At 45.2% G+C, this 13883-nt stretch carries 8 protein-coding genes; 5 read left to right on the plus strand and 3 right to left on the minus strand.

The window, feature by feature from the left end; translation table 11 throughout:
* The first annotated feature begins 8 nt into the window (after positions 1 to 8).
* From Micr_RS04590 to Micr_RS04605, 4 genes are read left to right on the plus strand one after another with little or no spacing between them, the layout of a single operon-like run.
* Positions 9 to 5372, plus strand: coding sequence for a PGF-pre-PGF domain-containing protein (locus tag Micr_RS04590; protein WP_203134502.1), 5364 nt, complete (start codon positions 9 to 11; stop codon positions 5370 to 5372).
* A 54-nt stretch (positions 5373 to 5426) separates the two neighbouring features.
* Positions 5427 to 5960, plus strand: a complete 534-nt coding sequence (locus tag Micr_RS04595; RefSeq protein WP_203134503.1) for a hypothetical protein — start codon at positions 5427 to 5429, stop codon at positions 5958 to 5960.
* A 15-nt stretch (positions 5961 to 5975) separates the two neighbouring features.
* Positions 5976 to 6695: a hypothetical protein gene (locus tag Micr_RS04600; RefSeq protein WP_203134504.1), complete on the plus strand. Its 720-nt coding sequence runs from the start codon at positions 5976 to 5978 to the stop codon at positions 6693 to 6695.
* A 33-nt stretch (positions 6696 to 6728) separates the two neighbouring features.
* Positions 6729 to 8585 carry an ATP-dependent DNA helicase gene (locus tag Micr_RS04605; protein WP_203134505.1) on the plus strand — a complete coding sequence of 619 codons (1857 nt, stop codon included), beginning with the start codon at positions 6729 to 6731 and terminating at the stop codon, positions 8583 to 8585.
* Here the strand turns inward: Micr_RS04605 and Micr_RS04610 are convergent.
* The 3 genes from Micr_RS04610 to Micr_RS04620 all read right to left on the minus strand — a co-directional run bounded on the left by Micr_RS04610 (position 8532) and on the right by Micr_RS04620 (position 11820).
* Positions 8532 to 9503, minus strand: a complete 972-nt coding sequence (locus Micr_RS04610; protein WP_203134497.1) for a presenilin family intramembrane aspartyl protease — start codon at positions 9501 to 9503, stop codon at positions 8532 to 8534. The genes Micr_RS04605 and Micr_RS04610 overlap by 54 nt on opposite strands.
* Before the next feature lie 13 nt (positions 9504 to 9516).
* Positions 9517 to 11580, minus strand: coding sequence for a minichromosome maintenance protein MCM (locus Micr_RS04615; RefSeq protein WP_203134506.1), 2064 nt, complete (start codon positions 11578 to 11580; stop codon positions 9517 to 9519).
* A gap of 96 nt (positions 11581 to 11676) precedes the next feature.
* On the minus strand, positions 11677 to 11820 hold the full coding sequence (locus tag Micr_RS04620; RefSeq protein ID WP_203134507.1) for a hypothetical protein: 144 nt from the start codon (positions 11818 to 11820) through the stop codon (positions 11677 to 11679).
* Between the two features lie 373 nt (positions 11821 to 12193).
* On the opposite strand from Micr_RS04620, the gene metG reads away from it, so the two are divergent.
* On the plus strand, positions 12194 to 13855 hold the full coding sequence (gene metG / locus Micr_RS04625) for a methionine--tRNA ligase (protein WP_203134508.1): 1662 nt from the start codon (positions 12194 to 12196) through the stop codon (positions 13853 to 13855).
* Positions 13856 to 13883: the final 28 nt, after the last annotated feature.

Here is a 13883-nt window from a genome sequence, read left to right on the forward strand (position 1 = left end):
GCTTTTGCATGGCAGTAGTATTGCTTGTTTCCATGGCATATATTGAAACCGCATTTGCGGCCTCTAGTCAGATCCTTTATGGAAACGTAATAACAAGCAATGGCATTTCCAAAACCGCCGCCACAACCAGGGGCATAACAAATATAGGAATAACCAGCGCGCAGGGTTATGGTTTAAAGAGTAAGCTCGTAGGTTCTTTAACCAGTATTTTGAACAAATTATCCCCTAAGGTGAAAAACCGCAGATTGCTAATCTCGGCTGCTTCGAATTTAGAGTATTATAATATAGCATCAAGGGGCATTGGTTACAATAAATCGATAAACATATCGATAGCTTATCCGAAAAACATTACAGCATTTATAAGTAACAACCTAATCAATATTTCAATAGCTAATCTTATTATAAAGCAGAACCTGTCCAGTATGCAGAATGAACATCGGTTAAGCAGCAAGGTAAATTATGTTCCAAAAGGATTGAAAACACCAATATTGATTAATGGAAGCACTTCATTGATCAATCTTACTGTTAAACTCAACTACAATTATACAAACACCCATACAGTAGTAGCGATAACACATACGCCGCCAAATAACACGAAGCCAATGCCTAGATCGGCAGCTTATTACTTTCATGTAAACAGCACTATAAGCGACACGCATGTGCAAAACGCCAATTATACATTTGCAGTCAACAGAAGCTGGATAATTGAAAACAATATAAGCGAGGGCCAAGTATCCCTTTATAAATATGTAAAAGGGTCATGGGTGCAGATGCCAACCATAATGATAGGCAACAATTCAACGGCTTATTTTTACGATGGAAGATCTGATTCTCTTTCGACTTACGCCATATCGTATTCTACCGGAAGTGTCACCAGCAGCGCAAACCCGTTGAGTTTGACATTGCCCACTGGGTATAATCTTTACTTATGCGCAGCAGGAGCAAACTACACATTCGCCAAGAGAAGCCCGATAAGCTGGGTGGCATTGCAGAATGCAAGCGGGCCTAGCAGTCCTCCTGCTGCTGCTTCTATAGGATATCAAACAAGCAATATATGCAAGGCATCTGTACCGACTAAAAAAAGAAACGATTATTATTTAGGGTTGGCAATTGCAGGGATGGGCTTGAACCTTACTCATTATTCCTTTTATGGAGCTGCGGCAAACAGCAGCGCCGCTACGACATTGAATTATCCTGTAAATGTTAACGGCTCTTTCGTTACAATACTAGTAGCTTCTGGATATTACGGATTGAGTGGACTTCCAACAATACCAAACACGTGTATAACACAGCAGATAACCACAAATTCCACAAGTTATGAATCGGCTTATATAGCGACATGTAAAGATGCAGCTCCTGGCAATTACACAGTATCTGCAAGCAATGGCAATTTTGGGGCGACTACCATTGAGGCCTTTGTATTCCAGCCAGGAAACGTAATATTTTATGATAATCCACAAGGAGCAGGTTATGTATCGGCAAACAATAAAACTTACAGTAATGGACAGAGCGCGTTATTATTAGGTAGGGGAGAAATTTCTGCAATTCCAAAAACGAACTTCGTGTTTACCAATTGGACAGTCAGCAGTGCAAATTTGAGCATTGCAAATGTATATGCGCAGACAACAAACCTTACCGTAATGGGCAATGGAGCAATAACGGCAAGCTATAACGGGATAACAAAATTCGAGGAGAGCGGGCTGCCCTCAGGTGCGACATGGAGCGCAGTTTATGACGGGATAACAAATACAACAACAGGCAATATGGTATCGTTCGATACGGTTCCCGGAAACCATGCATTCGCCATAGAGAACGTAACGTATAATGGAAACACGTACATACCGAAGCCTTCATCGGGAAGTTTGGTTGCAGGAAATGTTACAAGCGTAGCATTCAGTGAGGAAGGAATACTTTCTTTGGTTATACAGTCTAACAAGACCGCATATGATACTTCTGATTTGGTTACGGCAACTGCCCCACTGCCTACGCAGGACATAGAGATATTGATAGGGAAGGGTTCATTGCCCGGCGTTGAGGTTGCCGATGGAATCGGAAGCGCATCATGCAATCTTTACAGCACGTGCAATGCAAATGCGCCATTGGGTGCAGGGATTTATAATGTAAGTGCAGAGGTAACCTCAACAGGCAATGTAATCAGCAAGAGCGTTAACATAACAAGGGCAATTCCTAAATTGAGCCTTTCAGTTCCAAACAGTTATGTGTATGATGGCAATGGAGGAGCTGTAACGTTTAACATATCGACATACAACAATCAATTGGAAGGGCTTCTTAATGTAAACAATGCCACAGTTGCGAGCACATATTCCACAAATACATATACTACTTCTTCAAGTGTAGGCAATTACAGCGCATTGTTTTATGATAACGGAAACAACAATTACACGTCTGTATCAAAATCAGGAAGCTTCTCGATACTCCCGAAGCTTTATACTGTGAACTTTACTGAAAATGCAAGCACAGGCACTACAGGCACATTATCCGTAAGCGCACCTTCAGGATATAATTTGTATCTTTGTGATGGAGGCGCAGGTAATGCTGGGATAACATATAGCACAGGAACAACTGATGCTTCCGATACATATTCTTACATAGGGCACCAGACAGCTAATACATGTACAGAAACTACTACAGGGCCTGATTTAACGGAAGGAATAATAGGCATAAAAGCATCACCAACCTATTCATTGGCAACAAGCACTGGAACAGCTACAGACAGCTTAACGTATAACGTAACAAAAAATGACTCGTTCGTTGCGATAATGATCTCTTCGGGATATTTTGGCTTATCCTCGGCACCCGTGATACCAAGCGGATGTACGGAAAAGGCATATATTACTGGAGGGGATACCTATGAATCCGCATATATAGCGATATGCCAATCCCAAATAAAGGGTCAATATTCAATAAGTGCATCTTCTTCCTCGGGAGGTTATATAACAATTGGCGCATATGTGTTTCCGCCATATTCATTGACATTGGATGACAACCCAGCGGCTGGCACCATAACCACCGATGGGAAAACATTCTCGAATGGAGAAACCACCAACGTAATAGGCACAGGAACAATAACGGCAAACCCTCCGAATAACTTCGTGTTTACTAATTGGACAATCAGCAGTGCAAATTTGAGCATTGCAAATGTATATGCGCAGACAACAAACCTTACCGTAATGGGCAATGGAGCAATAACGGCAAGCTATAACGGGATAACAAAATTCGAGGAGAGCGGGCTGCCCTCAGGTGCGACATGGAGCGCAGTTTATGACGGGATAACAAATACAACAACAGGCAATATGGTATCGTTCGATACGGTTCCCGGAAACCATGCATTCGCCATAGAGAACGTAACGTATAATGGAAACACGTACATACCGAAGCCTTCATCGGGAAGTTTGGTTGCAGGAAATGTTACAAGCGTAGCATTCAGTGAGGAAGGAATACTTTCTTTGGTTATACAGTCTAACAAGACCGCATATGATACTTCTGATTTGGTTACGGCAACTGCCCCACTGCCTACGCAGGACATAGAGATATTGATAGGGAAGGGTTCATTGCCCGGCGTTGAGGTTGCCGATGGAATCGGAAGCGCATCATGCAATCTTTACAGCACGTGCAATGCAAATGCGCCATTGGGTGCAGGGATTTATAATGTAAGTGCAGAGGTAACCTCAACAGGCAATGTAATCAGCAAGAGCGTTAACATAACAAGGGCAATTCCTAAATTGAGCCTTTCAGTTCCAAACAGTTATGTGTATGATGGCAATGGAGGAGCTGTAACGTTTAACATATCGACATACAACAATCAATTGGAAGGGCTTCTTAATGTAAACAATGCCACAGTTGCGAGCACATATTCCACAAATACATATACTACTTCTTCAAGTGTAGGCAATTACAGCGCATTGTTTTATGATAACGGAAACAACAATTACACGTCTGTATCAAAATCAGGAAGCTTCTCGATACTCCCGAAGCTTTATACTGTGAACTTTACTGAAAATGCAAGCACAGGCACTACAGGCACATTATCCGTAAGCGCACCTTCAGGATATAATTTGTATCTTTGTGATGGAGGCGCAGGTAATGCTGGGATAACATATAGCACAGGAACAACTGATGCTTCCGATACATATTCTTACATAGGGCACCAGACAGCTAATACATGTACAGAAACTACTACAGGGCCTGATTTAACGGAAGGAATAATAGGCATAAAAGCATCACCAACCTATTCATTGGCAACAAGCACTGGAACAGCTACAGACAGCTTAACGTATAACGTAACAAAAAATGACTCGTTCGTTGCGATAATGATCTCTTCGGGATATTTTGGCTTATCCTCGGCACCCGTGATACCAAGCGGATGTACGGAAAAGGCATATATTACTGGAGGGGATACCTATGAATCCGCATATATAGCGATATGCCAATCCCAAATAAAGGGTCAATATTCAATAAGTGCATCTTCTTCCTCGGGAGGTTATATAACAATTGGCGCATATGTGTTTCCGCCATATTCATTGACATTGGATGACAACCCAGCGGCTGGCACCATAACCACCGATGGGAAAACATTCTCGAATGGAGAAACCACCAACGTAATAGGCACAGGAACAATAACGGCAAACCCTCCGAATAACTTCGTGTTTACTAATTGGACAATCAGCAGTGCAAATTTGAGCATTGCAAATGTATATGCGCAGACAACAAACCTTACCGTAATGGGCAATGGAGCAATAACGGCAAGCTATAACGGGATAACAAAATTCGAGGAGAGCGGGCTGCCTGCGGGGACGGTTTGGAACATAACATACGATAGCATAAGGAATTCGAGTAATGGCAACATGATAAGCTTTGACACTGTGCCAGGAAGCCATGCCTTTAGCGTAGGCAATGTAATGATAAACGGATATAATTATACGCCAACTACGTATTCTGGAAGCGTAGTAGCAGGAAATACTACGTCCATAATATTTAAGCCCCCAATATGCACCATATCGCTCAGCTCCAATTCAGTATCGTTTGGATCTTTAGGGCCTGATAGCACATATCCAGATAATGTAATGGTAACAGACTATAACAAAGGAAGCGCAGAGGCGCATGTTTTTGTATCTGGGACTAACTGGACATACGGATCTAATAATGCATTCGGATTCGGCGTATCAAATACGACATGGAGCAGTAGTGCGTTGGCAATATATGGAGGCAAGGTGTTGGAAAAGACAGCCTTCAATACTTCCATAGCAGTATTGCAGAATGGCTCAAGCCCAGTATACTTCGGGCTCAGCGTGCCGGGAGCAATACCTGCAGGGACATACACACAGAGAATAACGATAACAAACAGCTGTTAAGAGTAGGCAGGTTTTTAAGCTTTATTAATAAAAGAATATTCGGAAGGTGATTTATTGGATATATTAAAGAGAAATTTAAAGGCATCGCTCGCGATTCTAGCAAGCTTACTAATTATGAGCGGCACCATAGCATTGGCATTGGGAAACGTGGCTTTTGCAAGCTCATCGAATACAGTTACAGCAAATGTTGCTGTCGAAGGGGTGTGCTACATAAGCCTAAGCCCTAATGCGATATCGTTTGGTAGCTTATACCCTACGGCAACGCATGCTGACAATGTTTTGGTAACTGATAGCGACCCGTACGGAAATGTGGCGGCCAATGTATTAGTATCAGGTACTGATTGGGCAAGTTCAACTTACAACTTTGGTGTATCTAATACCACATGGAGCGCTACATCGTCAAACACGTTCTTAACTACAACTCAGCTTACAAATTCGCCTGTGCCTACGGGCATATCCATACCTGCGCCCTCACCAACAGTCTCGAATGGGATCACATCAAACTCAATATACTTCGGGCTCAGCGTGCCTGGAGCAATACCAGCAGGGACATACACACAGAGAATAACGATAACAAACAGCTGCTGATAAGGAGTGTGCCAAATGCGTTTTAATTACATTGCGGTTGCAGCGCTTTTGGTACTTTTCTCTTTTTCTTTATTATTTAACGTTTCCAGCGCACAGCTCGGCGAAGTAGCAGGAGAGCCTACATTTTATGTTAACATAAGCGGCACATACCATTATAATTACACGTTCATAAACGAAGGATCTACTCCGATACCTTTCAAAACCATTATGACAAGCTTCAGGACAAGCGCAAAGAATTCTACGCCTCCAGTAGTTACTGCTGACCCGTCTTACGGCACCATACCTCCAAATTCGCAGATACATATTGAAGTGTCAGTATACCTCCCTTCAAAGAACAACACCTCAGGGATGCAGTGGCAGGGCGTATTCGAGGTGGTGGATAATTCTACATCGAATAAGGTAGGAGGAGCGGTAATAAATGAAGGGGTTGCCAAGATAATAACAGTAGTGGCAAAGCCTCCGAAGCCTAATTATACAGTTTATATTTTGTCTGCGATAATAGCAATAGCCATAGTTGCCGCTGCAGGCAGTGCAGTTTATTTCAAGGGCAGAGGAAAGGCGAGGGCTAGGGTGATTAGGGAGGCCGAAGTGGCAAAGAGCAGGGCAGCAGGCTCGAAGAAAGGGAAGGCAACGCAAAGAAGTGCTTCAAAGAGCAAGAGCAAAAGAAGCACTGGAAAGAAGAAGCCAACACGCAAGAAAAGCACAGGAAAGAAAAATGTTAGAAAGCGCAGATAAGCATTTTTATACCAGATATGCTAATTATATATCATGGACTATCTTTTCAGGTTTGACAAGCCTAGGCCGAATCAGGGCGCCATGGTTAATGACATATATAAAGCGCTCACCGATAGGCATGATATATTCATAAATGCTCCTACGGGATTGGGCAAGACGGATGCCTCGCTCGGAGCCGCATTGACATTCGCGCTCAAAAAGGATTTGGACGTATTCTTTTTGACCCCAAAGATATCGCAGCACAGGATAGCAATGGAGGCAGTATTGGGGATAAAGAGGAAGTTTGGGCTCGACTTCAGCTTCGCCGACATAGTAGGAAAGCGCAACATATGCATAAACGACAAGGTAAACGCCATAGAAAGCGACGCTTTTTACGGCTCGTGCGAAAGCCTGGTCAAGGCAGGAAAATGCACATATTTCTCGCGATCGAAGAATTTTAGCACAGACGATAAAGGGCTTGCAGATGCCATGGAGAACGGGCACAATGCGCTTCTAGACTATTCCTATGGGAAAGGAGTATGCGCTTATGAGATAGCAGCCAAGTACGCGAAGAACTGCAGGGTCATAATAGCAGGGTATTCGCATTTATTGAATCCTTACAACAGCGGCGCTTTCCTGAAGAAGATAGGGCACAGCATAGACAATGCGATTATAATATGGGACGAGGCGCACAACCTCATAAACATAGCGAATTCATATTTAAGCACTTCGATATCAGAGCTTGGAATAGATGCGGCCGAAAGGGAATTGAAGGCGATAAACAACAGCATAGATCTTGATTACCTGAAGTTCGCAATGAAGAAGCTCGCCGCAAAGAAGCTTTCAAAAGGGATGAGCGAGGCCTTGGTTGACAAATCGGACATGTCTGAATTCATGGAAAGCGAGTATGAAAAATTGATAGATGATCTTGAGAAGGCGGGTCTTGAGTACATACAGGCAAAAAACGCCAAGCGCTCTTCCATACTGCATATAGCAAGGTTCCTAAGGGGATTCCTTGATGCGGATGAATCCGCCGCGAGGATAATAAAGGCGAGGAACGGGCTCGCAAGGCTCAACGTTAGCTGCTTATACCCCGATAGGGCACTGCCGATATTGCAGGAGGCCTATGCAAATGTATTCATGAGCGCCACGATGGAGCCCATGAGGATGTATTCTGATATGTTCAAGGTGGCAAACTCTGAGATGAGAAGCTATGCGTCCCCATTCCCAAAGCACAATAAGGCCGCATTCATAGATAATGAGTTTACGACAAAATTCTCACAAAGGTCCAACGAGCAGTATATGAAGATGGCAAAAAGGATAGAGGAGATAAAGGACAGCGTGCCTGGGAGCGTAGCCGTATTCTTCCCGAGCTTTTCCGTGCTCGAGGGCATATCAAGGCACGTGAATGTTGCGAAAAAATATGTGCAGAGAAGGGAGATGCAAAGCCAGGCTACAGACGCATTGATGAAGCGCTTTACAGAGGACGACGGCTCGATGCTAATGGCAGTCATGGGCGGCAGCTTCAGCGAGGGCATAGATTACAAAAACAACTCGATAAAGGGCATAATCATAGTGGGCATACCGCTAACTGCGCCTGACCTTGAATTGAAGCTGAGGATTGCATATCTCGACAAGCGCTTTGAAGGCAGGGGAATGGATTACGCTTACATAATACCTGCGATAGTGCGCTCGGTCCAGGCGGCAGGAAGGGCGGTAAGGAGCGAGAGGGACAGGGCTGTGCTCGTCTTTATGGATAAAAGGTATTCGTGGCGCATGTATATGGCTGCCATATCCAACAGCATAGAGATCTCGGACTCTAAGGATTACATGAAATCAATAAGGTTCTTCTGGGACTTAAATGATGTAGTAGATAAGGTAGTAAAGGCCAAGCCCGATAAGAACTCCTAAGAACAACGGAGGTATTGCAGGGAGGGCCCTCTTGAATTTTCTAAGTATGAACATTGTTATCATAAGCCCCAGTATTGCTCCGAACACTATGAAGAAGCTCGGGACAAAGCTCAATGTAAGCTTGTATGCCGCCACAGCGACCATGAGCGGTATGGCAAGATCCCCTGTGCCCAATGCCACGTTGGCGGATACCGGCACCATACCGTTTGTATTGGATCTCTTCATTATCGAGAGTATCCTTTTGCCTCTTGAGCCAGATTCCTTGAGCTCCTTGTTGTATTCCCTCAACTCCTTTTTGCTGAAGCTCGATTTCGGAAGCCCTTCCACCTCGTTCATGTCCACCATGAAGGCCAGATTGTTCTCGGTAACCACATTGGCCAGCGTTATCATGTGCTTGGTTATGAACACGGCAACGAAGTCGTATATGGCAAGCAGGCCCATGAAGATAAGCGCTACGAAGAAGCTGAAGCCGAACCCCAGCACCACGCCCACTCCGATACTTGCCAATATTGCAGCTACGTTCTTGAGATTCGTCCATTTGTTCTTTGCGACTACAAGAGCTATGGCTATGATCACAGCTCCTGCTGTCGATATATTTGAGCTTTGCGTAATATACGCGAGGATTATGAAGAATACGTAGAATGATGCTATGAATATTATCACGGCCTCTATTATCCTAAACAGCTTAGCCCCGTGATAGAACTTGAATACTATGATCATGGCGATTGCTATGACGATTATGTAGCCTATAAGCAGGAATGCGCTTGTCGGGCTGTTTGCGACCTGTGCGCTTGCGACCTCGGAATAGGTTGCACCGTTAAAATACAACGTGGATATCATGAGCCCTCCGAATTGGACAATCATGAACATTGCTAATATCCCAAGCAGTTGCCTGTTCTCTATAAGCCTTTTTTCCAAATATACACCTTAGTCAATCCGCCTCGTGATGGACAAGCTTTATTATCCCCTGCCTTGGCCTGTATATGTCGCCAGAGCGCTCAAGCTCCGATAGATATTTGCTTGCGGTTGTGGAGTCTATGCCTGCGGCTTCGGCATCCTCTATCACTTTTTGTATCTTTATGTTGCTGTCCGACTCCTCAAGCTTCTTTATTATGTTAAGTATTGAATTCATGCGGTCTACCTTCTCCCTCGGCATTCCGGTCAATATCGTATCTATGTCTATGCGGCCTCCCGTATCCAATGCCAATGACTTAAGCATGAACCTGCTAAGCTCTATTGCAGTCTCAGAATCGGATAATTCAACCACGTCAGAAAGCCTTGACTTCGCGCTCGCCTCGCTCATCCTCACCAATCCCTCTATCTGCCTCGGGGTTATGGGAACGGCGCCCTGCCTTTGGCCAGTCTTTCTCAAGTCGACATAATATTTCTGTAAATATTCGCTGGCCTCCTGGCTCAGCCTTGGCGATACGTTCTTGCGTGCATATGCAATGTATTTCCTTAACAAATCCGAGTCTATAGGAGGCTCTTCGACTTGCTCAAACCCTTTTATGTCAGCAAGCCTTGCGCCTGCCGCCTCATGCTGCATAAGTATGTGCTTTGCTATGTTCCTATCCGTGTCCTCGTCCATCACGTCGGTTATTGGGAATATGAGGTCGAACCTTGACAATAGCGTAGGAGGTATGTCGAACTGCTCAGCGGGATACTGGTGGGGATCGAACCTTCCGAATTTCGGGTTCGCAGCAGCAAGCACAGCAGCCCTTGCACTGAATGTGGCTATTATACCCGCTTTGGCTACGCTTATGGTCTGCGATTCCAAGGCCTCGTGAAGCGCGGCCCTGTCGTCCTGGCTTATCTTGTCGAATTCGTCTATGCACACTATGCCGCCACTGCCCAGGACCATGGCTCCTGCCTTCAATGTCCAGCCGCCCTCGGAGAAATCGTCGCGCTCTGCAACTGCGGTCAATCCTCCTCCTGTAACCGATTTTCCGCTGACATATATTCCCTTAGGTACAAGCTCTGAAATCGCTTGCAGGATCCTTGTCTTTGCGCTTCCCGGATCGCCTATGAGCAATATGTGCATGTCGCTCCTTATCGCGCTTCCGTCTACCATTGTCTTTCCGGTGGTGCCGCCGAACAATTGTAGCGCCACGGCCTTCTTGATCTCGTTATGGCCGTATATTGAAGACGCTATGGATTTTGCGATCTTTTCGAATATCTGCGGATCCTTTGAAAGCTCTTTTATCTCGCGCTCTTCCTCTTCCGTTATGGAAAGCTCCGCGAACTCCTTCTGCTTTGATATTACGGATACGGAATCTACGAACATGGTGTATAGGTTGGTTTCCGCTTTTCCTCTCTGGTTCCTGCGCGGCCTTATCCTCAATACGCCAGTGAGGTCTATCCTGTCTCCAGGTATTACGGTATTCACCATGTCGTCCTGAAGCCATACCTCAAGCTGCCATGTCGGGGTATTGCCCTTAAGCTTTTCCAATGGATCCTGTATTGCTATCTTCTGCAGATTTATAAGCTGCGACTCCTCAGGTATTTGCTTCATGGATTTGCGCTTGCACTCCTTGCATATCTCAGGGGCAGCACCCATGTCCAGCTCTACGGTTTGCTTTGCTCCGCAGAATGTACATTCGTAAACGCCAATCTTTACCTTTGGGCTTATCTCCGACCTCTTAACTATTAGGCCGTCCAATGCTATGAGCTTCGAAACATAGGAAGAGCCAACATCCTGCACCAACGGATTGTTTATCGTTAGCCCATAGAACCTTACGTGCGGCTCGTATATTCCCAGCTGCAGGTCCAAAAGCTTATATTTCAGGGATTCGTTGGCCGCCTTGATTATAACGTCAGGGTTATTTGCGAGCTCGCTTGCCAGGTCGGGATCAAACTTTGCCAAATCAGCTATGTCAACATTAAGGCTGCGCTTGTCAGGGAACCCCACTATTATGTCATCTATGCCTTCTCTGTAGTATAACTCCAGGAAGTCGTCGAATCTTGATTTTATAGCGGCAATTACAGCATCGTCCAAGCAAAGCACCGAGCTTATTAGAAACAGCCCAAGATTGATTATTGTTTAAATTATTTATAATCTTCCATATGCGCCAAAGCATAGGGCATTGGAAATCTACGCTTGGAAATGTATGGGGCTTTTTGCCTTTTTGCCATGCGATGGTTGCATATTCAGGGCAATCCTCGGCTTTGCTATCCTCTTGACGATACGGCTGCCGGCAATGCGCGCGTATTCGTTGAGCTTTTTAGCATCTGACATCCCGAGCAGTTTTCTCAATGTCGCGTCGTCGATATGCGCATTGTAATACAAAAGGCCTATCAGTGTCTTTTCCCTGCACTACCACAGGCACTAAAATACCGCTGAACTTCACGTATTCGATTCCGAAGAACATGCGCTTGCCCACCCTTCTCATAATAGCATCTACACCCATTATCCTCCTTTCTTAGGGAAGCACCTTACTAGTTAATTAAGGGCATATTAATGTATATCTTTCATTTATTTGTATTTTATGGCTAGTACTCTTTCATGACTAAAGAGAGTTTATTTAAAAATTCAACTTCATAATTAATAGCGCTGCGCGATAAGATATATGCTTAATGCGCAATTGTATGTTGGTTAGGTTACGATGTATATGGTGGACACGGAAAAAAGGGTCATAATAACGGCAGCGCTTCCTTATTCCGAGGCAATACCGCACTTGGGTAATTTCGTAGGATCGATACTTCCGGCTGACGTATTCTACAAGTATTCCAAGTTGGCGGGCTACGACTCCATATTCATATGCGGCTCCGACCAGCACGGCACCCCTATAGAGATAAGGGCGCTCAAGGAAGGCGTCGAGCCCAAGGAATTTGCGGATAAAGTGCATAAGGAGATTAAGCACATATTAGAAAGGTTCGGATGCAGCTTTACGTACTACGGCAAAACCGATTCGGACAGCAACAAGAGGGCAGTTTACGAGATATTTAATGCGTTGTACAAAAACGGCTTCATAAATAAGGTGGACTCTGTAATGCCTTATTGCAACATAGATAAGAGATTCCTGACCGATAGGTACATTGAGGGTGTATGCCCGTATTGCGGATTCGAGGGCGCACGCGGCGACCAGTGCGACAACTGCGGGCATCTGCTCAACCCCTCTGAGCTCATAAGACCTTATTGCGGCCTATGCCACAACAACGAGATAGAATTCAAGAAGACTACGAACCTTGCCATTGCGCTTGACAAATTGCAGCCTGAGATATTGGAATTCGTCAAGGGGCGCATGGGCTCATGGAGCAAAAATGCCGCGAACAAGACCATAAGCTATTTGGAGCAGGGGCTTGAGGCAAGGGAGATAACCAGGGACATGAAATGGGGATTCGAGGTGCCATTGGAGGGGTATAAGGACAAGGTATTCTATGTATGGTTCGACGCCGTGATAGGCTACATAGGCATAAGCATGGATTGGTCCGACCAGTGGGAGCAGTACTGGAAGGGCAAGGACACCAAGCTTATACAATTCATGGGAAAGGACAACATAGAATTCCACACGATGATGTGGCCCGGGATATTGATAGGCTCGGATTTGGGCTATGTGCTGCCGCATACGATATATGCATATGAGTACCTTACCGCGAAAGGGCTCAAATTCTCAAAGAGCAGGGGGGTAGGGCTCAACATGGGGAATGCGCTTGAGATAGCAGGCTCTGATTATTGGAGGTTTGCGCTTATGTACCTTGCCCCGGAAAGCTCTGACACGGATTTTACCATTGCGCTGTTTGTCGACATAGTGAACAAGATAATGAACGGCAAGATAGGCAATTATGTGCACAGGGTGCTTACGCTGCTTAAGAATTCCGGGCTCAAAGCCTCGGAGCTCGTCGAGGACGAAAAAAGCATGGATAAAGTCGCAGTGCTGACCCGCAAGTATGCAGAAGATTTCGAGGCGCTCAAGATGAGGGAGGCGCTCAGGGAGCTTGTGGCAATAGCAGACATAGGCAACGAGATGATAAGCAGCAGCAAGCCCTGGGAACTGATAGGCAAGGATGGCGTCAAGCAGGGCAGCGAGGGCAGGGCTAAAGAGCTTCTGGGGGGAATGGTTTCGATAGTGAGAAGGATGGGTGTGCTGATGTGGCCTTTCGCCCCTGATGCTTCGTCAAAGATTTTGAAGAGGTTCGGCATATCGGAACCAAGGCTTTCTGACCTGGAGAAGCCGTTGAAAGAATTGAATCTCGAAGGGCTTGGGCCCGTTTTCAGCAAGCTAAGCGACAAGCAGCTCAAGGAGCTCGAAAGATTTGAGGAAGACAGCTGAAAGGAATAAATATTTCTGAAGCGGCAAT

This window comes from Candidatus Micrarchaeum sp., from assembly GCF_016806735.1.
GTDB classification, from domain to species: domain Archaea; phylum Micrarchaeota; class Micrarchaeia; order Micrarchaeales; family Micrarchaeaceae; genus Micrarchaeum_A; species Micrarchaeum_A acidiphilum_A.

Bases quoted from the DNA above. Each gene is read 5' to 3' on its own strand.
- Micr_RS04590 (WP_203134502.1), top strand. From the start codon at position 9: ATGGCAGTAGTATTGCTTGTTTCCATGGCATATATTGAAACCGCATTT.
- Micr_RS04620 (WP_203134507.1), bottom strand. From the start codon at position 11,820: ATGTCAGATGCTAAAAAGCTCAACGAATACGCGCGCATTGCCGGCAGC.
- Micr_RS04605 (WP_203134505.1), top strand. From the start codon at position 6,729: ATGGACTATCTTTTCAGGTTTGACAAGCCTAGGCCGAATCAGGGCGCC.
- Micr_RS04600 (WP_203134504.1), top strand. From the start codon at position 5,976: ATGCGTTTTAATTACATTGCGGTTGCAGCGCTTTTGGTACTTTTCTCT.
- metG (WP_203134508.1), top strand. From the start codon at position 12,194: ATGGTGGACACGGAAAAAAGGGTCATAATAACGGCAGCGCTTCCTTAT.